This is a genomic window from Streptomyces sp. NPDC007901 (genome assembly GCF_042959465.1).
GTDB lineage: Bacteria > Actinomycetota > Actinomycetes > Streptomycetales > Streptomycetaceae > Streptomyces.
Genome location: NZ_JBIBKW010000005.1, coordinates 291,168 through 312,889, shown reverse-complemented (window position 1 = coordinate 312,889; position 21,722 = coordinate 291,168). Strand labels below are relative to the sequence as shown.

At 71.9% G+C, this 21,722-nt stretch carries 19 protein-coding genes; 11 read left to right on the top strand and 8 right to left on the bottom strand.

Annotation, left to right across the window (positions count from 1 at the left end; all coding sequences use genetic code 11):
* Positions 1-3: 3 nt before the first annotated feature.
* From ACFZDK_RS19080 to ACFZDK_RS19045, 8 genes are all read left to right on the top strand, one after another.
* On the top strand, positions 4-1,278 hold the full coding sequence (locus ACFZDK_RS19080) for a hypothetical protein (RefSeq protein WP_390973830.1): 1,275 nt from the start codon (positions 4-6) through the stop codon (positions 1,276-1,278).
* A gap of 299 nt (positions 1,279-1,577) precedes the next feature.
* Positions 1,578-2,432: a hypothetical protein gene (locus tag ACFZDK_RS19075; RefSeq protein ID WP_390973828.1), complete on the top strand. Its 855-nt coding sequence runs from the start codon at positions 1,578-1,580 to the stop codon at positions 2,430-2,432.
* A gap of 320 nt (positions 2,433-2,752) precedes the next feature.
* Positions 2,753-3,697, top strand: a complete 945-nt coding sequence (locus ACFZDK_RS19070; protein WP_390973827.1) for an ATP-binding cassette domain-containing protein — start codon at positions 2,753-2,755, stop codon at positions 3,695-3,697.
* Complete coding sequence (locus ACFZDK_RS19065) at positions 3,694-4,536, top strand: ABC transporter permease (protein WP_390973826.1); 843 nt, start codon at positions 3,694-3,696, stop codon at positions 4,534-4,536. The genes ACFZDK_RS19070 and ACFZDK_RS19065 overlap by 4 nt, the downstream gene beginning before the upstream one ends.
* 40 nt (positions 4,537-4,576) lie before the next feature.
* Positions 4,577-5,866 (top strand): histidine kinase, encoded by a 1,290-nt coding sequence (locus ACFZDK_RS19060; RefSeq protein WP_390974242.1) that lies wholly within the window; start codon positions 4,577-4,579, stop codon positions 5,864-5,866.
* On the top strand, positions 5,863-6,531 hold the full coding sequence (locus ACFZDK_RS19055) for a response regulator (protein WP_390973825.1): 669 nt from the start codon (positions 5,863-5,865) through the stop codon (positions 6,529-6,531). The genes ACFZDK_RS19060 and ACFZDK_RS19055 overlap by 4 nt, the downstream gene beginning before the upstream one ends.
* Positions 6,532-6,675: 144 nt before the next feature.
* Positions 6,676-8,172, top strand: a complete 1,497-nt coding sequence (locus ACFZDK_RS19050; RefSeq protein WP_390973823.1) for a hypothetical protein — start codon at positions 6,676-6,678, stop codon at positions 8,170-8,172.
* Entirely contained in the window at positions 8,169-9,107 is a 939-nt protein-coding gene (locus ACFZDK_RS19045) for a lysylphosphatidylglycerol synthase domain-containing protein (RefSeq protein ID WP_390973822.1), read from the top strand. The genes ACFZDK_RS19050 and ACFZDK_RS19045 overlap by 4 nt, the downstream gene beginning before the upstream one ends.
* Before the next feature lie 44 nt (positions 9,108-9,151).
* Here ACFZDK_RS19045 and ACFZDK_RS19040 read toward each other — a convergent pair whose 3' ends face one another.
* The 5 genes from ACFZDK_RS19040 to ACFZDK_RS19020 are packed head-to-tail and all read right to left on the bottom strand — an operon-like array spanning position 9,152 to position 14,627.
* Positions 9,152-9,898 (bottom strand): response regulator, encoded by a 747-nt coding sequence (locus ACFZDK_RS19040; protein ID WP_390973820.1) that lies wholly within the window; start codon positions 9,896-9,898, stop codon positions 9,152-9,154.
* Between the two features lie 56 nt (positions 9,899-9,954).
* The gene (locus tag ACFZDK_RS19035; RefSeq protein WP_390973819.1) at positions 9,955-12,606 is read right to left on the bottom strand and encodes an FtsX-like permease family protein; all 2,652 of its coding nucleotides are present in this window, start codon (positions 12,604-12,606) and stop codon (positions 9,955-9,957) included.
* Positions 12,603-13,265 (bottom strand): ATP-binding cassette domain-containing protein, encoded by a 663-nt coding sequence (locus ACFZDK_RS19030; RefSeq protein ID WP_390973818.1) that lies wholly within the window; start codon positions 13,263-13,265, stop codon positions 12,603-12,605. The genes ACFZDK_RS19035 and ACFZDK_RS19030 overlap by 4 nt, the downstream gene beginning before the upstream one ends.
* Positions 13,252-13,986, bottom strand: a complete 735-nt coding sequence (locus ACFZDK_RS19025; protein ID WP_390973816.1) for an ATP-binding cassette domain-containing protein — start codon at positions 13,984-13,986, stop codon at positions 13,252-13,254. Before ACFZDK_RS19025 ends, ACFZDK_RS19030 begins: the two co-directional genes overlap by 14 nt.
* 5 nt (positions 13,987-13,991) lie before the next feature.
* Positions 13,992-14,627 carry a hypothetical protein gene (locus tag ACFZDK_RS19020; RefSeq protein WP_390973815.1) on the bottom strand — a complete coding sequence of 212 codons (636 nt, stop codon included), beginning with the start codon at positions 14,625-14,627 and terminating at the stop codon, positions 13,992-13,994.
* Between the two features lie 154 nt (positions 14,628-14,781).
* Here ACFZDK_RS19020 and ACFZDK_RS19015 point away from each other — a divergent pair, with 154 nt between their 5' ends.
* Complete coding sequence (locus ACFZDK_RS19015) at positions 14,782-16,104, top strand: histidine kinase dimerization/phospho-acceptor domain-containing protein (protein WP_390973814.1); 1,323 nt, start codon at positions 14,782-14,784, stop codon at positions 16,102-16,104.
* 59 nt (positions 16,105-16,163) lie between these two features.
* Here the strand turns inward: ACFZDK_RS19015 and ACFZDK_RS19010 are convergent, their stop codons facing one another.
* The 3 genes from ACFZDK_RS19010 to ACFZDK_RS19000 all read right to left on the bottom strand — a co-directional run bounded on the left by ACFZDK_RS19010 (position 16,164) and on the right by ACFZDK_RS19000 (position 19,074).
* Complete coding sequence (locus ACFZDK_RS19010) at positions 16,164-17,258, bottom strand: ABC transporter substrate-binding protein (protein WP_390973812.1); 1,095 nt, start codon at positions 17,256-17,258, stop codon at positions 16,164-16,166.
* 77 nt (positions 17,259-17,335) lie between these two features.
* Positions 17,336-18,217, bottom strand: a complete 882-nt coding sequence (locus ACFZDK_RS19005) for an ABC transporter permease subunit (RefSeq protein WP_390973811.1) — start codon at positions 18,215-18,217, stop codon at positions 17,336-17,338.
* A complete protein-coding gene (locus ACFZDK_RS19000) occupies positions 18,214-19,074 on the bottom strand; it encodes an ATP-binding cassette domain-containing protein (protein WP_390973810.1) in 861 nt (286 codons plus the stop codon). The genes ACFZDK_RS19005 and ACFZDK_RS19000 overlap by 4 nt, the downstream gene beginning before the upstream one ends.
* 259 nt (positions 19,075-19,333) lie before the next feature.
* On the opposite strand from ACFZDK_RS19000, the gene ACFZDK_RS18995 reads away from it, so the two are divergent.
* Both ACFZDK_RS18995 and ACFZDK_RS18990 read left to right on the top strand, forming a co-directional pair.
* A complete protein-coding gene (locus ACFZDK_RS18995) occupies positions 19,334-21,031 on the top strand; it encodes an ATP-binding protein (protein WP_390973809.1) in 1,698 nt (565 codons plus the stop codon).
* Positions 21,028-21,717, top strand: a complete 690-nt coding sequence (locus ACFZDK_RS18990) for a response regulator (protein ID WP_351498275.1) — start codon at positions 21,028-21,030, stop codon at positions 21,715-21,717. The genes ACFZDK_RS18995 and ACFZDK_RS18990 overlap by 4 nt, the downstream gene beginning before the upstream one ends.
* Positions 21,718-21,722: the final 5 nt, after the last annotated feature.

Sequence of the window (21,722 nt, the reverse complement as noted above, 5' to 3'; positions counted from 1 at the left end):
TGCATGACAACGACAAGCGAAGCTCGCACGCGCCGCAGTGGGCGGCTGATGCTGAACAAGGTTCCCGAGGTCACCATCTGGTTCTGGGTGATCAAGATCCTTTGCACGACCGTCGGTGAGAGCTTCGCCGACTGGATCAACATGAAGCTGGGCGTCGGCCTGGTGAACACGGCCTGGATCTTCACCGCGGTGTTCGTCGTGGTCCTGGGCGTCCAGCTGCGGCTGAAGCGGTACGTCCCGTTCCCGTACTGGCTGACCGTGGTCGTCGTCAGCGTCACGGGCACGCTGTACACCGACATCCTGACCGACCAGCTCAACGTGCCGCTGTGGATCAGCACCACGGTCTTCTCGGTCCTGCTCGCCGTGGTCTTCGGCGCGTGGTGGCTGCGCGAGCGCACCCTCTCGATCCACTCGGTCAACACGCTGCCGCGTGAGTCGTTCTACTGGCTCACCGTGCTCGTCACCTTCGCGCTCGGCACCGCGACCGGCGACTGGACCCTCGAACTCACGGGCTGGAGCCCGGGAGTCTCGGTCCTGCTGCCGCTCGGCCTCATCGCGGCGATCATGCTGCTGTGGAAGTTCGGCGCGAACCCGGTGCTGTCCTTCTGGCTCGCCTACATCCTGACCCGCCCGCTGGGCGCCAACATCGGCGACTGGCTCGCCTCCCCGAAGGTCGCCCAGCCGGGCGAGCCGACCGGCCTCGCACTGGGCACCTTCACCACCAGCCTGATCTTCCTCGGCCTCATCCTGGCGACCGTCATCTACCTGACGGTGACGCGCTCCGATGTGACCGAGACCTACGACGCCACGCACACCCCGCAGATCACCGCGAACCCGCGCAGGGAGCGCACCGCGCTGGCGGGCTTCGGCCTCCTCGCCGTCGCCACCGCGGGCCTGCTGGTCTGGGCGCACAGCCAGCCGCACGTCGGCCCGGCGCCGGAGGAGGACGCCACCTCCACCGTTCACCTCGCCCCTGGCCAGGCCGTGAAGAAGTTCCCGGCCACGAAGGTCGACGCGCTGAGGACCCTCGCATCGACCTCGCTCAGGGACGTACAGTCCGGGAACGCTACCGGGGCCCACACAGCTGCCCAGTCGCTGCGAGACCTCTGGGACGCCGACCAGGCTTCGTTGCAGCCGCTGGACAACACCGGATGGACGTTCCTCGACGCCCAGATGGACCAGGTCCTGAAGACCTTCGGCATCGACCACTCGAACCCGCCGATGTCGCAGGCCCACCAGGAGGCCGAACTCCGCACCCTCCTCACGGACATGCGCTGACGGACCTGATCGGGCGAGGGCGGCGGGGCGGCGAATCCGGCATCGCAGTCAGGATGTGTTCAGTCAGTCAGGTGTGTTCAGGTATGTGGCGGTGACCCGGAAGGACGTCACGCAGCCGCAGCAAGCCGCGCGCCACGCCGCCTGAACAGGGACGGGGCAGGTGTTCGGGAGATGTTCAGGTTGCCGCTGCCAAGGTCGTTGATCGCGATCGCCTCACCGCGGTCGCCCCTGTGGCAAGGTGCTCGCCCCCCATGACCGGGCGAGCACCTTGACCTGCGACCACACAAGGAGCCCCCACCTTGCAGCAGCCGAACGACACCGATCTCGACGTCGCGAGCACGACGAAATCGGTGATGAAGAAACTGCCCGAGGTCACCCTCGCCTTCTGGATCATGAAGATCGCGGCGACGACCCTGGGCGAGACGGCCGGTGACCTCTTCTCCCAGACCCTGAAGCTGGGTTATTTCCTCACCACCATCGCGCTGTTCCTGATCTTCGTGGTGACCCTCGTCGTCCAGCTCCGGTCCCGCCGCTACAACCCGTTCTTCTACTGGACGGTCATCCTGTCGACCAGCATGGCCGGCACCACGATGTCCGACTTCATGAACCGCGACGCCAGCACCAAGTACCTGTCCGGCGGCGCCACGTCACTCGGCTGGGGACCCCAGGGCCTCGGCCTCGGCTACCCGGCCGGCGCGGCGATCCTCATCTCGATCCTGCTGGTCGTCTTCGCCGTCTGGCGGCTGAGCGGAATGACGTTTCAGATCCGCGACATCGTCGCCTTCCGCGGTGAGGCCCTGTTCTGGTCGGCGATCCTCGTCTCCAACACCTTGGGCACCTCCATGGGTGACTTCCTGTCCGACAGCTCCGGGCTCGGTTACGCGGGCGGTGCGCTGCTGGTGACCGGGCTGCTCGCTGTACTGGTCGCCCTGATGGAGGTGCCCGTGGTGCCGAACGTCCTGCTGTTCTGGATCGCGTTCGTCCTCACCCGCCCGCTCGGCGCCACCGCGGGCGACTTCCTGACCAAGCCGGTCGCCAAGGGCGGTCTCGATCTCGGTACCCCCGGCTCTTCCGCGGTCCTGCTGGCCGTCCTGCTCGGCCTCATGGCCTACGCGCACGTCCAGGAAGGCAGGACCCGTAGCGAGCGGGCGTAGCCACCCAACCCAGGGCAGGCCGCGGAGGCAGGCTGCGTCCGTGCGCGCGGCAAGTGAGGGGGGGAAGCCCTCCGGAGCCGACGGAACCGGTGTGCCGTGAAGCCCCCGGCGGTCATGATCCGCACGATGGCACGCCGAACCTGAACGTGACCTGAACCGTGAGACCAGAGGCGCAGTGGCGCGTAGTACCGCGGTACGACCCGAAGGGAGTGGATCAGTCCGCGGTACCACCGAATCGGGGTGTTGCGCCTCCTAGCGTTGTCGGTGAGGCGTCGAGGGGCGACAGACGGGCGCCGGTTCCGACAGGGAGAGGCGCGCGCATGATCGACGCTCAGCAGCTGACCAAGAGGTACGGGGAGAAGACGGCCGTCGACGGCCTGGACTTCGTCGTGCGGCCGGGTATGGTGACCGGCTTCCTGGGGCCCAACGGCGCAGGGAAGTCGACGACCATGCGCATGATCGTCGGACTCGACGCGCCGACCAGCGGCTCCGTCACGGTGAACGGACGCCGCTACGCCGGCCACCAGGCGCCGTTGCAGGAGGTGGGGGCGCTGCTGGAGGCGAAGTCGATCCACCCGGGCCGCTCGGCCTACAACCACCTGCTGGCGCTCGCGCTGACCCACGGGATTCCCCGGCGCCGGGTCGACGAGGTCGTCGAAATGGCGGGGCTGGGCAGCGTGGCGAAGAAGCGGGCCGGTGCGTTCTCCCTCGGCATGGGGCAGCGGCTCGGTATCGCGGCGGCGCTGCTGGGCGATCCGCAGACGGTGATGCTGGACGAGCCGGTCAACGGGCTCGACCCTGAGGGCGTCCTGTGGATCCGCAACCTGCTCAAGGCCCTCGCCGACGAGGGCCGTACCGTGTTCGTGTCCTCGCACCTGATGAGCGAGATGGCCCTGGTCGCGGACCACCTGATCATCGTGGGGCGCGGGCGGCTGCTCGCCGACACCACCGTGGCCGACCTCGTCCGGGAGGCGGGCGGCGACACGGTGCAGGTGGCCACCCAGGAGCCGGCCCGGCTGCGGGAGGCACTGGCCGGACCGGGGGTCGACATCACCGGCCGGGCCGGCTCCGAGGAGCTCCAGGTGTCCGGGCTGAGTGCCCGGGAGATCGGCCTGAAGGCGGCCGAGCACGGGATCGCGCTGTTCGAGCTGACGGCCAGGGCGGTGTCCTTGGAGGAGGCGTTCATGAACCTGACCAGGGATGCCGTGGAGTACCACGGCTCCACGACCGTCGACACCCTTGAGACCGTCGGGAGGTCCGCATGAGCACCACCCTCACCACGACTGCCGAGGCGTCCCCGGCGGCCCCGCCGCGCCCCGCCTACCGGGTGACCGGACGGCGCGTCCTGGCCTCGGAGTGGACCAAGCTGTGGTCGCTGCGCTCGACCTGGATCACCCTGGGCCTCGGCCTGCTCTTCCTCGTCGCCTTCGGGCTCATCGCCGCGAACCACTACAAGTCGGGCGTCGGCTCCCCGCACCAGGACCGTGACTTCGCCACCGCGACGGCCGTGAGCCTCTCCCTCTTCGGCACCAACTTCGCGCAGCTTGCCCTCGGCGTGCTCGGCGTGCTGGTGACGGCGGGGGAGTATTCCACCGGGATGATCCGCTCGACGCTCGCGGCCGTGCCGCGCCGGCTGCCCGTGCTGTGGTCGAAGGCGGCCGTGTTCGGGCTGGTCGCGCTGGTGGTCGCCACCGTCGGCGCGTTCGTCGCCTTCGGGTTCGGCAGCGGCATCGTCTCCGGGACCCCGGCCGCCATGGGCTTCACGCATGCGGGCGTCGTACGCAGCCTGCTGGGCGCGGGTCTCTACCTCGGGCTGGTCGGCGTCATCGGCACCGCTCTGGGCGCCCTGCTGCGGTCGGTGGCCGGCGGCATCTCGGTCCTGGTCGCCTCCCTGATGCTGGTCCCGGGCCTGATTTCCCTGCTGCCCAGCTCCTGGCAGGACGACATCAGCCCCTACCTGCCGAGCAACGCGGGCGAGTCGATGTTCGCCCTGACCCACGACAGCACCACCCTGTCGCCCACCGCAGGGCTGCTGGTCTTCCTCGGCTGGACGGTGCTCGCGCTCGCGGGCGCGGCGTACCGGCTGGTGCGCAGCGACGTCTGACCGCCTGCACCATGGGCAGGTGACAACCTTGACCACCAGCATGATCACTGACGACGTCAGCGGGATGGGGCCGCTGGTCGCCCGGTTCGCCCGGGCCGGCCAGCGGCTCCGCCAGGCGGACCGCGCCCGCCCCTGGGTCCTGGACACGGCGGTGGTGGTGCTGGTCGTTCTCATGTTCTGCCTGCCGGACCTGCTGCACCACGGCCGGGTGGGGGACGGGGACGGGGACGACCGGCACAGGTTCCAGTTCGTCTTCACCCAGCTCCCCCTGGCGGCCGTGCTGGCCCTGCAGGCCGGTTTGGTGCTGCCGCTGCTGTGGCGGCGGCGCCGGCCCATGGGGGCCTTCGTCACCATCGCCGCGGTCTTCGTCCTGCAGTGGTCGCTGGACGCCGTGCTGCGCGCGGACGTAGCCCTCTTCGTCGCCCTGTACAGCCTGGCCCTGCACGGGCGGCTGCGCCGGCTGCCGTGGGCCTGCGCGGTCATGGCGGCGGGGATGGTGCTGGTCGCGGTGCGGGTCTCGCCGGCCATGTCCGTCTGGGACGCCCTGTTCTTCCTGCTGAGCACGGCGACCGCGGCGCTGGCCGTCGGCCTGATGGTGCGGACCCGGCGGGCCCAGCTTGCGGGGCTGCGGGAGCGGGCGGCGCGGCTGGAGACGGAACGCGACCAGCGCATCAGGCTCGCGACCGCCACGGAACGTGCCCGGGTGGCCCGTGAGATGCACGACATCGTCGGCCACAACCTGTCCGTCATCATCACCCTCGCCGACGCCGGGGCGTACGCCACCGACACCGCTCCCGAACGCGGCAAGGAGGCCCTTCAGCTCATCGGCGACACCGGCCGCACCGCCCTCGGCGAGCTGCGCCGGGTGCTCGGGGTCCTGCGCGAGGCGTCGGACGGCGCCCGTCAGGCACCCGAACTCAGCCCCCAGCCCGGCCTCGCGGACATCGAGACGCTGTGCGACGGCGTACGCACCGCCGGCCTGGAGATCGTCTACCGCACCGTCGGCGAGGTGGACGCCCTCGACCGGGGAATGCAGCTGACGGTCTACCGGATCGTCCAGGAAGCCCTGACGAACACCCTGAAGCACGCCGGTGCCGGCACCCAGGTGCACCTGACGGTGGTCGTCGGGGACGAGCGGCTCGTCATCCGGATCCGGGACGACGGCCCGGCCGGACCCGCCGGACCATGGAACGAGGAAGGACACGGACTGGTGGGCATGCGCGAACGAGCGGCGCTGTACGGAGGGACCGTGAGCGCCGGGCCCGCGGCCGACGGGGGGTGGGCCGTGGAGGCCGCCCTCGACCTGACACCGCAGGGAGGCACCCGGTGACCACGGTGCTCGTCGTCGACGATCAGCAGTTGCAGCGCTACGGCTTCCGGGTGCTGCTCGACTCCATGCCCGAGACGGAGGTGGTCGGCGAGGCCGCGAACGGCGCCGAGGCCGTCCGCAGGACCGCCGAACTCCGTCCCGACGTCGTGCTGATGGACGTGCGGATGCCCGGCATGGACGGCATCGAGGCGACCCGCCGGATCGCCGAGGCCGGGGGGCGGTCCCGGGTCCTCGTGCTGACCACCTTCGACGTCGACGAGTACGTGCATGCCGCCCTGCGCGCCGGAGCCAGCGGCTTCCTCCTCAAGGACGCGCGCCCCGACGAACTCCTCGCCGGGATCCGCGCGGTCGCCGGGGGCGACGCGGTGATCGCGCCGGCCCTCACCCGCCGCATCCTGGACGAGTACGCCCGGCACGTGCCCGCCAGAAGGGGCGACCCGGGCGAGGACCCGCGCCTGGCCTCCCTGACCGAACGCGAGCGTGAGATCCTCGTCGCCATCGGCAAGGGCTGGACCAACGGCGAGATCGCCGCCCGCTTCGTCGTGGCCGAGTCCACCGTGAAGACGCACGTGGGCCGCGTCCTGGCCAAGATCGGCGCCCGTGACCGCGTTCAGGCCGTGATCTTCGCGTACGACCAGGGAATCGCCCGCCCCGGCGCCGGCTGAAGGGAACGCGCGGTCCGAAGGGAACGGGCGTCTTCTCACCCGCCTCTCACCCTACGAGCCGTAGGGTGGGATGTCCTCCTACGGCCTGTAGGAGGTTCCGGTTCGGTGGCCGGTTCGGTGGCGTGCGACGACGAGAGGCAAACGATGACCGAGGGCTCGAACGCCACGACGACCGGCGTCCCCCGCATCGGCCTTCCGGCGCGGGCCGTCCGGCTCCGGCGCGCGCGGGGTGAGCCCCGGCTCGCGGCGGTCGCGGCCGCCTTCACGCTCGCCCAGCTCGTCCTCGTACGGCCCGGTCTCGGCCTCGGCTGGGACGAGACCGTCTACGTCGGCCAGGTCAGCGGTCACGTTCCCGCCGCCTACTTCAGCGCGCCGCGCTCCCGCGGCATCTCGCTCCTCGTCGCTCCGATCGCGTCGTGGTCCGACTCCACGTTCCTGCTCCGTGTCTACCTGGCCGTCCTCTCCGGCCTTGCCCTCTACCTCACCCTGCGTGTCTGGCGAGGCCACCTCGGGCCCGGCGTCCTGGCCCTGGCGGGCGCCCTGTTCGCCTCGCTGTGGGTGACGCTGTTCTACGGCTCCGAGGCCATGCCCAACTACTGGGTCGCCATCGGCGCCCTGGCCTGCGTCGGCGGCTTCCTGCGCGCCCGCGCGAACGCACGCGACAGGGCGGCCTGGTGGGGGCTGTTCGCGGGCGCCGCGCTGATGGCGTTGATGCGCCCGATGGACGCGGTCTACGTCGTGCTGCCCTTGCTCGCCCTCTCCGTGCGCCGCCCGCGTCTTCTCACCGTGCTGGCCGCGGGGCTGGTGGCGGGGGCCGGCGAGTGGGTGATCGAGGCGTACACGAGCTACGGCGGCCTCGCGCGGCGCCTGTCCGCCGCGTCCGCCATCCAGGGCGGCCTCGGCTGGCACCTCGCGGTGGTCGACCAGTTGCACAGTCTCGGCGGGCGCACCCTGTGCCGCCCCTGCACCGGAGCGGCCCCCAACCCGGCGGTGACCCTGTGGTGGTTCGCGCTGCCGCTCCTCGCCGTCCTCGGCGCGGTGGTCGCCGTCCGCGCCCGGCGCGCGCTGCCCGTGCTGCTTCCACTGGCCTGCGCTGTCACGGCCGCGGTCCCTTACCTGTTCCTCATCGGCTACGCGGCTCCCCGCTTCCTGCTGCCCGCCTACGCCCTGCTCGCCCTGCCCGTCGCCCACGGCCTCGTCCACCTGGTCACGGCGCCGATCGGCCGGATGGCGCGCACCGTCGCCCTCAGCCTGGTGGTGCTCGGTGTGGCGGGTCACCTGGCCGTGCAGTACGTCATCCTGGAGCACACCGTGCACAGCTCCGCCGCCTCCCGTGCCGAATGGGCCCGCACCGCCGCCGCCCTCCGCACGCTCGGTGTCCGGCGGCCCTGCCTGCTCAGCGGCTACGACGCCGTGCCGATCGCCTTCTACACCGGCTGCGGCTCCGCCCAGACGAAGGGGCACGACGCCAGCACCACCGTGGCGGAACTGAAGCGCGCCGCTCATCGCACGTCCTTCGCCGTGCTCGCTCCACCGAAGGGGCATCCGCCCGCGTACGCGCGCACCTGGACCGCAGAACGGGCCGGCGGTCTTCGGGCGTACCTGGCACCCGGTCCACGGCAGGGAGGGGGAGCGCCGTGACCGCGACCGAGGGCCTGCCGATCACTGTGGGCAGGCGGCCGTACTTCCAGCTGGGCATCACCCTGACTGTGCTCGCCGCCGCCGGTTGGGTGCTCGCCGCGCACCGGGCCACGCTGGACAGCGGCACCGACCGGCTGGCCGCCGCCGACCGGGAGTGGCTGGTGCTCGCCTGCGTCGCCGCGATGGGCACCTGGGTGTGCGCGGCCGTGGCACAGCAGGGGGCGGTGGTCGAACGGCTGCCCAGGGGGCGGCTGGTGGCGGCACAGTTCGCGGCCGGCGCCGCCAACCACCTCCTGCCGGCGGGTGCCGGAGCGACGGTGGTCAACCTGCGGTTCCTGACGCGGTGCGGGCTGTCCACCCGGCGCTCGGCGACCGCGCTGGCGGTGAAGGCGGCCGTCGGCGGATTGGTGCGGTGTGCGCTGGGGGTGGCTCTGCTGGTCGCCTCGCCCGGCACGGTCCCTCTCTCCGCGCGGGTCCCGCAGTTCCTGGTCCTGCTGCCGGTGGCGGCCGCAGTCGTCGTCCTGGCGGTTGTGATCAGCGGCCGCCTCAGACGACTGGTGGCCCGGGCCTTCGCCGACGTGCGGGACGTGCACCGGTGCCCGGGGCGGGCCTGTGCGCTGTGGGGCGGGTCGGTCGCGTTCGCCCTGCTGCATGCCGGGGTGGTCCTTGCCGTGATCCATGCGATCGGCCTCGGCCTCCCCGCGAACCGCGTGGTCATGGCCTACCTGGTAGCCAGCGGCGCGGCAGCGCTGCTGCCGACACCGGGCGGGCTGGGGTCTCTGGACGCCGCGCTCGCTCTCGCGCTCACGGCGGCGGGCGCGCCGGGAGCAGCGGCGGTGACGACGGTCCTCGGCTACCGCCTGCTGACCGGATGGCTGCCGATGGCCCCCGGGCTGCTGGTCCTGGCGCTGCTGGCCCGCCGCTCGGCCCTGTGAGCCGGCGAGGTGTGCGGCATACCGGGGGCACTCCGCGCGCGCCGTCAATCCGGTGGATCAGGCTGCCGTTCCAGGCGGTATCCGTGCCCCCGCAACGTGGTGATCCGCGGCAGCCGGGCCGGCCGCCAGCCCGTCTGCGCCGCCTCGGTGAGTCTGCGGCGCAGGCCCGCCAACGTCACGTCGAGGGTCTTGGTGGAGCCGAACCAGTTCTCGTCCCACACCTCGGCCATCAGCGTCTCGCGCGAGACCGCCTCGCCGGCCCGCGTGGCCAGCACCGCGAGCAGGTCGAACTCCTTGGCCCGCAGCGGGACGTCGACGCCGAGCAGCGCGCAGCGACGGGCCGTCACGTCGACGACCAGATCGCCCAGCCGCACCGGCTCCCGGGCGGGCACGGCCACCACGTGCCGTCTGAGGTGGGCCCGCAGCCGGGCGAGCAGCACGGTCAGGCTGAACGGCTTGACCAGGTAGTCGTCGGCGCCGGCGTCCAGCCCGGCGATGATGTCGATGTCGTCGGTCCGTGCCGTCAGCACGACGATCAGCAGGTCCGGGAGGCGGGCGCGCAGCTGCCGGGCGACGTCCAGGCCGTCCATGTCCGGCAGCCCCAGGTCCAGCAGCAGTACCTCGTACGGTGCCTGCTGGGCCTCCGCCAGTGCGCCCGCTCCGGTGCGGCACCACGTCGGGGCGTAGTCGTGGCCGCGCAGGCCGGTTTCCAGGTGGCGGCCGATGGTGTCGTCGTCCTCGACGACGAGGACGCGCAGTCGGCTGCGATCCGGTGCGGCGGGCGTGCGCATGGTCGACAGCCTAGGAGTCGCCGGGACGAGGGGCTCGTCATGGGTGCGCGCCGGGTTCACAGGTCGCGGAGCTCCTCCACGGCGGGGCGGTGGCTGCCGCGGATGCCGTTGAGGGCCGCTGCCAGGATGGCGGCGACGGCGGCTGCCCCGGTGAGTGCCAGGTAGGCACCGGGGACCGACAGGGCCGCGGGTGGCGGATCGAAGACGCCGGTCAGGACCTTGACCAGCATCTCCGACAGGGCCCAGCCGATGAGAGCGCCTCCGGCCAGGCCGGCGACGGCCAGGAGCAGGGCCTCGGAGAGGACCATGCCGCGCAGGTGGCGTGGTCGCGCGCCGAGAACGGTGGCGATGGCGAAGGTCCGGCGGCGTTCGGCGAGTCCGAGGGCGAGGACCAGGCCGCCGGCCCCTGCGGCGAGCAGGACGGCGAAGGCGAGCTCGATGCGGGTGAGGCCGGCCAGGTCGACGGAGGTCAGGCTGGTGCCGACGGTGCCGCGGGTCTGGGTGAGATCGGTGACGGTGGCCCGGGTACCGAGCTGTCCCCGCAGGTGGGCGGCGATCTGCTGCTGGTTCGTGCCGCCGGTGTCGAGGAGGAAGGCGCCGACCGAGTCGTCACCGGTGGCCTTGGCGATGTAGGCGGCGTTGGCGACGAAGAAGCTGTCCTTGGGGGCGGTGGGGAACTCCTTGGCGATGCCGGCGTAGTGGAAGGGGACCGTGCGCAGGGACTTGGTGCGCGCGTCCTGGATGCGCAGGTTGACGGTGTCGCCGGGGGAGAGCTGGAAGTCGTTGACGGTCTCGACGCTGACGAGGAGGTTGTCCGGGCGCTGGGCGAGACGGCGCATCAGCTGGTCGGCGGTGCCGCCGGCGAAGTAGGCGTCCTGGAGCGAGGTGGCCCTGGCGACGCTGTCCGGTCGGACACCGTAGAGGTCCTGCAGGTCGGAGCCGACGTAGGCGAAGCGGTGCTGGAGGGGTTCGACGTGCCGTACGCCGGAGACCTTCAGCGCTGCTCCGGCTGCGGGCGGGACCCGGGCACCGGGTGGTTCCGTGACGGTGACGTCGGCGCCGTTGGTCAGCCGGGCGTCGACCTCGGCCTGCTGGTGGTACGTGGCGTTGAAGACGGCGGTGGATACCGCGAAGGAGACGGCGAGGGCGAGCAGGACCACCGACCGGGCGAACGGGCGGCGGCGCCGGGCCAGGACGGCGGCGGTGGTGCCGGCCAGGGTCGCGGTCAGCGGCCGGACCAGCCGGGCCACGGCGGGCCGGCCGTGGGTGAGGGCGAGCAGAATGAGACGCCACAGCAGCAGGGCCGCGCCGGTCCACAGCAGGGCAGGGCCGAGAAAGGCCCAGTACGACACGGAGATGCTGGGGACGCCCTCCGGGGCGAGGACGAGTGCGTACTGGTTGCCGGAGGAGGCACGGAAGACGAGCCACGAGCCGACCAGGAGGGCGAAGTCCAGGCCGTGGCGCATCCACCAGGGCGACCGGGAGCCTCGTCCGTCCTCCTGCTTGCGGGTGTCGGCGACGGTCACCGTGCGCAGGTCCCGCAGGGCCGGGACGAGGACCGCACCCGCGGCCACCGTGGCCCCGAGCACGAAGGCGACGGCGTACCAGACGGACCAGGTGCCCGCGCTCGCCCCGAAGGAGGCCGTGCCGAAGGCGAGACGGCCGGTGAGGGCGGCGATGCCCAGTCCGGCCAGACCCCCCGCGAGGCCGATCAGGGCGGCCTCCAGACCGGCGAGTGCGGTGATCTGACGAGGCCGCAGACCGCGCAGCCGCAGCAGCCCCTGTTCCTGACGGCGCCGTTCGCCGCCGGCCGAGGCGACCGCCGCCGTCAGCGTGGCGGCCAGCACCGCGCCCGGCACACCGAGGAAGAGGAAGAGGATCTGGGCGTACAGGGCGTCCTGGCGGGCCGAGTCGAGAGCCGCGCCGATGTTGTTGCCGACCAGGGCCGTACCGGCGGAGCGGGCTTCGAGGTTGTGGGCGGCTCCGGTGACGGCGGAGTAGGCGGCGGCCGGGTCGGAGGGCAACCGGGCGTTGTCGCGGGCGCTGTGGATCTGGGTGGTGACACCGGTGACGCCGCGAGTGAGGGCGGCGAACTGGGTGGCGGGCAGGAGCACGACGTTGTCCGGGGGCGCGGTCGGCTGGGACTGGCTGGGGGCTCCGACGGTCTGGAAGAGGGAGTCGGCCTGCGGCAGGTCGACCACGCCGTCCACCTTCACCTGGCGCAGACCGGCACCCGGAAGCTGGATGCCGATGGTGTCGCCGGGTGCCGCGTGCAGGTTGGAGGCGGTCTGCTGGGCCAGCAGGACACCGCTGGACGAACCGGAGAGCGTGCGGACGGCGTCGGGGAAGCGGGCGCGGTAGCCGTCGGGCAGGCCGAGGGCCATGCCGGGGCCGGTGGCCTGGGTGCTTCCCTGCACGCGGGCGGTGAAGCCGCTGGTGTGCGCGAAGCCGACGGGCAGGGCGGTGCGGGTGCCCGGGGTCCTGGCCACCAGGGACAGGACCGTACGCGGGTCGGCGCCGGGCTGCACCTGGACCTGCCAGTCCACGGCGACCGAGCGCACGGCACGCTGGGTCATCGTCGCCTTCGACGCGGTGAGGAAGGAGCCGAGCGCGGCGACCAGGGCGACCGCGAGCGCGACGCCGGTCAGGGCGGCCAGCAGCCGTCCGGTGCGGTGGCGGGCCAGTCCGTTCGCCCACGTGGTGATCACGGAACCTCCTCGGGTGCGAGCAGGCGTCCGTCGCGCATGCTCCGGCGGACGGTGAGCCGGGCGGCGACGGCCGGGTCGTGGGTGGTGACGACGAGGGCCGCGCCGGTGTGGTCGGCGGCCGTCAGCAGCGCGTCCAGGACATGGGCGCCGGTGGCGTGGTCGAGGCGCCCGGTGGGTTCGTCGGCGAGGATCAGACGTGGCGCCTGGGCCAGGACCCGGGCGACGGCCACCCGCTGGGCCTGGCCGCCGGAGATCTCCTCGGGGAGCCGGTCGGCCAGGTCGGCGGCGTCCACCAGGGCGAGTGCCGCGAGCGCGCACAGTCGCGCCTCGCCCTCCGGACGATCGGTGAGGACCAGGGGCAGAGCGGTGTTCTCTGCCACGTTCAGGGCTGGTATCAGGCTATCGCCCTGGAAGACCAGACCGATGTCGTACGGCCCGAGCGCGGCGGCCCGGGTGACAGTGCCGCTGGTGGGCTGTTCCAGCCCGGCGAGCAGGTGCAGCAGTGAGCTCTTGCCCGAACCCGAGGGGCCGACGACCGCGAGCCGGTCCCCGGCCCGGATCTCCAGGTCGGCCCCGTGCACGGCCACGACCGCCTGAGGCCCACGGCCGAAGGTCAGGGCCGCGTCCGCGCAGCTGACAAGGACCTCATCCGACGGCATCGGGTGCCTCCTCGTGGTCCTGCCGCCGGGCATCGGTTGCCTTCCCGTCCGTCAGGGTGATCACCCGGTCCGCGATACGGACTGCTTCCCGGCTGTGCGTGACGATCAGCACCGCGCACCCCTCCGCGGCCCGCTCCCGCAGCATCGACAGGACCAACTGCTCGGTCTCGCCGTCGAGTTCACCGGTCGGTTCGTCGGCGAGCAGGACGGCGGGCGAGTTGGCCAGCGCCACGGCGAGCCCGGCCCGCGCCAGCTCTCCGCCGGACAACTGGCGCGGCAGGGCGTGCGCCCGGTCGGCGAGCCCCACCCGAGCCAGTAGTTCGCCGGCCGGGACGACGGCTCTGCGGCCCTGGGCCCGCTGCGGCAGGCGGACGTTGTCGCGCACGCTGAGGTGCGGCAGCAGGTTGCGGGTCTGCAGCAGGACGCCGATGTGCCGGGCCCGCAGCCGGGCGCGCTCGGTCTCGGGCCGATGGCTGATCCGTACGCCGTCGACGCGGACCTCGCCGCCGGAGGGCTCGTCGAGTCCGGCCAGGCACGCCAGCAGGGTCGACTTGCCGGCCCCGGACGGACCCACGACCGCGACCGTCTCGCCACGCCCCACCCTCAGCGACACCCCGCGCAGCGCGAGCGTCTCCTCCTCGCCGGCCCGGTAGAAGCGGTACAGCTCACGTGCCGTGAGGGCGTCGCCTGCGACACCGCCGCTCCGTGTGCCGTCGGACATGATGCTCACCGCCAGGTGAAGGAGTCGCTGACGATGCGCCACGGATCGACGTTGTCGGCCTTGACCGGCCCGGACAGGGTCAGATCCACCTCGTGCCCCGCGCGGTGGAACGCGTACCGCTCGAAGGCGTCCCGCACCACCTTGCCGGTGACCGGGTCCTTCGCCGAGTCGCCCTGATAGGTCAGCAGGACCACCCGGCCGGCGTGCCGGGTCACCTCACCCACCTTGGGCGAGGAGAACTTCGGTACCTGGGAGCGGAGTTGGGGCACAACCGTGTTGGAGACCGAGCCGACCGTGGGCGCGCCGGAGGCGGAAACGGCGGTGATCTTCACGGTGTTGAGCTTGTCGGTGAACGCGGTGGTGGAGCCCTGGCTCGTGCGGGCCCAGCCCTCGGGCACCTTCACGGTGAAGCCGGTGAAGGTAGCGCCGGTGGGCCGGTAGGAGACGTACACCTGGTTGTCGGGGATGTCGCCGGGCGGGTTGGACTCCGTGGGTGCCGGCTGCTTCTGCCCGCTGACGGTGGTCGCCCCGGACGCCGGGCTGCCGGAGCCGGCGCCCGACCCGGATCCCGAGCAGCCGGCGGTCACCGCCGCCGCGAGGGTCAGCCCGACGACCGCGTACGTCCTTGTGTGTGCTGCCATGGCCACTGCCCTCCAGGGGAGTCCTCGGACCGGACGCTCATGGCACCGACGCTAGGAAGTGGCCGGTTAACGCCCCGCTCGCAGCGGGTTAGACGACGGCAAAAGCGTGTGGCGCAATGCATCCGCCCAGGTGAGCGGCCCGCATGATGAGGACATGAGACTTCGCGTGGTGCGAGTCGCCCTGACCGCCGCTCTGGTCGCCGTCGTCCTCCTCGCCGTCCCGCTGGCCCTGGCGATCAGGTCGTCCCTGTACGCCGACCAGCGCGACACCCTGGAACGGTCGGCCCTGGCCGCGGCCGTACGGGTTAGCCCGGACTTCGTGACCGGCGACCCGGTGGAACTGCCCGCGCCCCCGGTCGGCGGGCGTCTGGGCCTGTACGACGCGCAACTGCGCCTGCGCGCGGGCAGCGGCCCACGGCCCGGCGACACCCCGGTCCGGCAGGCCCTGGGCGGTGCGGCGGTACGGGGCCGGGCGGGCGCCGACCTGGTGGTGGCCGTGCCCGTCTCCCACGCCGAGAAGGTGATCGGCGTCGTACGGGCCTCCACCCCCTCCGCCGCCGTGCGCGACCGGGTGGTCGCAGCCTGGACGCTGCTGCTCGGCGTCGCCGCCCTCGCGCTGACCGTCGCCGTGCTCGTCGCCCGCCGCCAGGCCCGGGCGCTGGCCGCGCCGCTGGAGGACCTCTCCCGCCACTGCCGGGCGGTGACCGAGGGCGACCTGAACGCACGGGCCGCCCCCAGCGACGTCGCCGAGATCGACCAGGTCGCCCGCACCCACAACGAGATGCTGCACAGCCTCTCCGAACTCCTGCGCCACGAACGCGACTTCACAACCAATGCCTCCCACCAGCTGCGCACCCCGCTCACCGGCCTGCAACTCGCTCTGGAAGCGGGCCTCGCCCAGGACGACGACGCCCGGCTGCGGCCCGTGCTGACCGAGGCGCTGGCCACCACGGAGCGCCTGCACCACACAGTGGAGGAGGTGCTGCGGCTGTCCCGCTCCCGGGAGACGGCTCGCCCCACCGCCGGGACCGTCGCCGTACGACAGTTGCTGCGGGAGACGGAGGAACGGTGGCACGGCCTCTTCGCCCAGGACGGCAGACGCCTGGAGTGCACCGGCCAGGACGCACCGGCCGACGTCCGCGTTCCCGGCGGGCCCGTGTCGGAAGTGCTCGGGATCCTGCTGGACAACGCCCGGGCGCACGGGCGCGGCACGGTCCGCGTGGCGGTGCGGGACCTGGACGACGCCCTCGCCTTCGACGTGAGCGACGAGGGTGCCGTGACGGGCGAACCGTCCCGGCTCTTCGACCGCGGCCGCACCGGGGACGGGCACGGCACGGGCATCGGCCTGGCCCTCGCGCGTGACCTGGCCGTCTCGCTCGGCGGCAGGCTCTCCCTGACCGGTCGGCACCCTGCCACGTTCACCCTGCTTCTTCCTGTCGGTCAGGACGAGACGCAAGAGACGGGGACGGTTGGGTGAGCATGCCGCGGAGGCCGCCCGGGTGGCTGTCACCTGGGCGGCCCCGGGTCCGGTGGGGATCAGCCGGTCGGTCCGGCCGGCGTCGTGGTGGTCTTGAAGCCCTCCGTCTTGTTGGCCTGGACGGCGAAGTCGTTGGTGAAGGTCTTGCTGAGGTCCACCGAGCCCTTCACGTTGCCGACGAGCTGCTCCGTGGCCAGGGAGGTCTTCGGACCGCCGGCCGGCATGATGCCGTCCGGGAGGAACTGGCCCTTGTCCTCGGTCAGGGCGGTGATGTAGTCGGCCTTGGTCACCAGCTGGTTCGACACGAACGACGCCGGCAGCTTGTTCGCTATGTCGGCCGCGCTGTGCGTGTTGATCCAGTGCATGGTGGCGACGAGCGCGTCGACGACCTTCTGCACGGTGTCCTTGTGCGCGTTCACCCAGTCGGTGCGGGCGAGCACACTGGCCGCGGGGAAGGCGCCGCCCATCGCCGCCGTGGCGCCCTGCGTGGTGGCCAGGTCGATCGCGGAGGTGCCGACACCCTTCTTCTCGATCGCGGCGACCGTCGGCTGCGTCGTCATCACGCAGTCGACCTTGCCGTTCTGCAGCGCGGCGATGGCGGTGGAGCCCGCCCCGACCCCGATCCGGTGGAACTGGCTGGTCTTGACGCCCTTCTTGGCCGCCAGGAACTGGGTGAGCGTGTCGGTGCCCGAGCCCAGGTCGGTGACGCCGAGGGTCTTGCCCTTGAAGTCGGCGCCCGAGGTGACGCCCGACTTCTTGGTGCACATCTCCCGCTCGCCCGGCGCACCGGAGAGCTGGACGACGTCCTCGACCGCCTTGCCCTTGGCCTGGAACTCGATCGTGTGGTTGTACCAGGCGCCGGCCATGTCCACCTGCCCGGAGGCCATGGCTTCCTCGGCGCCGACACCGCCGTCCTGCTCGGTGCTGAGCTGGACGTCGACGCCGTACTTCTTGTAGAAGCCGAGGTTCTGGGCGAGCTGGTAGGGCAGGTAGATCTGCTTGTCTATGCCGCCGACCATGAGCTTGACCGTCGGCGTGGAGCCGGAGCCGCTGGTCGCGGTGGTGCTGCCGGAGTTGCTGGAACAGGCGCTGACCGAGCCGAGGGCGAGAACGGCGAGGAGCGACGCGGCGACGGTGGCGGGTCGTCTGGACATGGCTGGCCACATTCCTTTTCTGAGGTCGAACAGGGAAGAGCGGGGAAGGGGAGGGGAGGGGGAGCGGAGGGGCTGGTTCAGAGGGCGTTGGACGCCTCGGAGGGGGCCGGCGGTCGCCAGGACAGCAGCCGGTGTTCCAGCTTGCCGATCACCCACTCGGCGCCGAGCACGATGACCGAGATGACGAGCATCGTGGCGAACACGCCGTTGGGGTCGAAGTTGTTCTGCGCGGTCTTGATGACCAGGCCCAGGCCGCTCTGCGCGCCGAGCACCTCGCCGACCAGTGCGCCGACGATGGCGAAGCCGAAGGCGCTGTGCAGGCTGGCGATGATCCACGTGAGCGCGGACGGCACGGTGACGTGCCGGATGATCTGCAGCTGGGAGGCGCCGAGCACCCTGGCGTTGGCGAGGATGTTGCGGTCGACCTCGCGCACGCCCTGGAAGGCGTTGAAGAAGACGATGAAGAACACCAGCACCGCGGCGAGCAGGATCTTCGGCAGCACGCCGATGCCGAACGCGACGATGAAGATCGAGCCGAGGACGATCCGCGGGATCGCGTTGACCATTTTGATGTAGGGGCCCAGAACGTCGGCGAGGAAGCGGCTCTGGCCCAGCGCGACACCGACGACCACGCCGGCCGCGGCCCCGACGGCGAAGCCGACCAGCGCCTCCTGGATCGTCGTCCAGATGTTCGCGTAGAAGGACCCGAACTCGGTGCCGTGCTGGAAGAGGTCGACCAGCCGCTTGGCGATACCGGAGGGCTGCCCGAAGAAGAACGGGTCGACGATTCCCCAGGTGGTGAACGCCTGCCAGCCGCCGATGACCAGGACCGCGAGGCCGACGCGGCCGGCCCAGACCAGGGCGACGCGGCGCCGACGAGCGCGTTTGACGGCGGCTCCGGCCGAGAGAGGGGCGCCACCCTTGACGGGAGCGGGGGAAACTGCGGACGCCGTGCTCATGCGGTACCTCCTGCGGTGCGTGCGTAGGCGCGCTCCACCTCCTCGCGCAGCGAGTCCCAGATCTGGTGCTGAAGTTCGATGAAGCGGGGCTGGAAGCGGATCTCCTGGACCGAGCCGCGCGGGCGGGGCAGGTCGATGTCGAAGACCGCCTTGACCGAGCCGGGGCTGGACGTCATGACGACGACCCGGTCCGCGAGCGCCACGGCCTCGTCGAGGTCGTGGGTGATGAAGATGACCGACGGCCGGATCTGCTCCCACAGGCCGAGCAGTTCGGTCGACATGATCGCCTTGGTCTGCACGTCCAGGGCGCCGAACGGCTCGTCCATGATCAGGATCCGGGGCTCGTTGATCAGTGCCGCGGCCATCGCCACGCGCTTGCGCATACCGCCGGAGAGCTGGTGCGGGTAGCGGTCCTCGAACCCCGCGAGGCCCACCCGGCGCAGCCAGTCGCGTGCCGATGCCTGGGCCTGCTGCTTGGGTACTCTGCGGAAGACCGGGCCCATCAGGACGTTGCCGAGCACGGTCTTCCAGGGCAGCAGGGCGTCGGCCTGGAACATGAAGCTGACGCCGTCGGTGACGCCGTCCACCTGACGGCCGCCGACCTTCACCGAGCCCTCGCTGGGCCGGTCGAGCCCGGACACCATGCTCAGCGTCGTCGACTTGCCGCAGCCGGTCGGGCCCACCACCGCGCAGAACTGGCCGGGCTCCACGGTGAACGAGACATCCTGCAGCGCCGTGAACACCTCACCGGCAGGAGTCAGAAATCGTTTGGTGAGCCCGGAGATCTCGACTCGTGCGCTGTCCTGGCCGGCTTTCCCGGCGACCGGACTCACTGCGGCATCGTTTCGCAAAGCCATCTGAGGTTGTCTCCTTCCTGACCTCGGGGGGTCGGACCTCGGGGGTCGAGGAAGGCAGACGCTAGGGGCCGCCGGGTGTTACGTCGCTGTTTCATCCGTATCCCGCGTAAGCCGTGTTAGCCGGACTTCTGCTCGTTCTGCTCAGCGATCCGGGGCTGGGCAGAGGGCCGAGGGCGGGGGCACAATCACGCCACCACGGGTACGGCGCAGGGGCCGGGCCCGGTAGCCGTACGACAGGCGAGAGACGCGAGGGACGCTGGTGAAACCCATCCGTATCCCGGTCGGACGTGGCGGGAAGGGGCGGCTCTCCGCGCGCATTCTGGCCAACCAGCTGGCCATCCTGGCGCTGACCGGGCTGATCGGTTTCGTGCTGTTCGCCTTCGCACAGCGGGGCGAGATCGACCGCACCTACGAGCAGCGGGCGCTGGACATCGCGCAGACCACGGCCGCCGAACCGCAGATCCGGCACGCCATGCAGTACGGGGGCGGCGGCGACGACGTGGTGCAGACCGTGGCCGAACGGATCCGCAAGGCGTCGGGGGCGTCGTACGTGGTCGTGCTCGACCTCCGCGGCATCCGCCATTCCCATCCCGACCCGGCCCTGGTCGGCGACCCGACGGGCGATCCGATCGTGGTGCTGGACGGCAGGCCCCACGTCGGTACCGACCAGGGCGCGACCGGGCGGTCCGCCAACGGCAAGGCTCCGTTGTACGGGCCCACCGGCAAGCTGGTCGGTGAGGTGTCCGCCGGCATTCCCGAGCACTATGTGCTGGGCGAGTTGTGGCGCGAGCTGCCGACCTTCGGCCTGTACAGCGCCAGCGCCGTCGCGCTCGGCTCGGCGGCCGCCCTCCTGCTGGCCAGACGGCTCAAGCGGACGACGTTCGGGCTGGAGCTGGAGGAGATCGCCGGTTTGCTGCAGGACCGGGAGGCGATGCTCCACGGTATCCGTGAGGGAGTCGTCGCCTTCGACCCCGACGGCCGGATCACGGTGGTCAACGACGAGGCTCGCGACCTGCTCGGCCTCGGCACCGCGCTCGGCAGAACGCTGGCCGAGGTCCTGCCGGACGGGCGGCTGCGCCGCGCCCTGGACGGCACCCTGACCGGGAGTGACATCAGTGTGCTCACCGACGACCACTGCCTGGTCGTCAACCGGATGCCGGTGGCCCTGCACGGCCGTGAACTGGGCGCCGTGGTCACCGTGCGCGACCGCACCGAGCTCATCGGGCTGCTGCGCGAACTGGACTCGGTGCGCGGGCTCACCGACGCGCTGCGCGCCCAGCAGCACGAGTTCACCAACCGGATGCACACGGTGGCCGGTCTGCTGGACATCGGCGACCACGACGCCGCCTACGAGTTCGCCGTCGAGACGGCCGGCGCCGAGCAGGCGCTGACCGAGTCCGTACGGGAACGGATCGGCAACCCGCTGCTCGTGGGACTGATCGTCGCCAAGACCACGGTGGCCGCGGAACGCGGGGTGCGGATCGTCCTCAGCGACGACTCCGCCCTGGGCGAGGACCCGCCGCATCTGCGCCGGCTGCTGACCATCGTCGGCAACCTGCTGGACAACGCGATCGACGCGTCGACGACAGCGTCGGCGCGGCCGGGCGGCTGCGAGGTGCGGCTGTCGCTGATCGAGGCCGTCGACGTCGTGCGGGTGGAGGTGGCCGACACCGGGCCGGGCATTCCGCCGGGCGCCACCGAGTCGATCTTCGAGGACGGCTGGTCGACCCGTCCGGACCGGGGCACCGCCAGGCGCGGCCTCGGACTCGCCCTCGTCCACCGGCTCGTGCAGCGGCACGGCGGCACGATCACCGTCAGCGAGGGGCCGGGCGCGGTCTTCACCGTGACGCTGCCCCTGCCCGACACCGCCCCGGCCCCGCAGGGCGCCCTGTTCACAGCGGTTCCGCCGGTGCCGGTCGGCGCGCCGGTCGGCACCGCGGGAGGTGACCGCTGGTGATCCGGACCCTGGTGGTGGACGACGACTTCCGGGTCAGCCGCATTCACTGCGACTACGCCTCCCGCGTCAGGGGCTTCGAGGTGGTCGGCCAGGCCGCGACCGTGGACGCGGCGCTGGACGCGGTGCGCACCCTCCACCCTGACCTGCTGCTGCTCGACATCTTCCTGCCCGACGGCAGCGGACTCGACGTGCTGCGCCGGCTGAGCGGGGACGAAGGCGGCGACCGCCCCGACGCCATCATGATCACCGCCGACCGGGACATCACCTCGGTGCGGACCGCGATGAAACTCGGCGCCGTCGGCTACCTGGTCAAACCCTTCGGTGCGCCCGACCTCGCCGAACGGCTCACCGCCTACCGCGAGCTCCAGCACCGCATGGACGCTCTCGGTACCGTCCCGGAGACCGACCAGGCCGACGTGGACGCACTGTTCAGCGCCGCCCGTCCGCCGGCCGTGCCCCGCGTCCCCGCCAAGGGCCACTCCGCGCCGACTCTCGCCCTGCTGCACCAGACCCTGCGCACCACGCACGACGCCCTGTCGGCCGCGGAGGCCGCCGAACGCACCGGGGTCTCCCGTGCCACGGCCCAGCGCTATCTCTCCTACCTGGTCAAGGAGGGCATGGTCCGGCTCGAACTGCGCTACGGAGCCACCGGACGCCCCGAGCACCGCTACCGCGCCGCGCACTGAGCCGG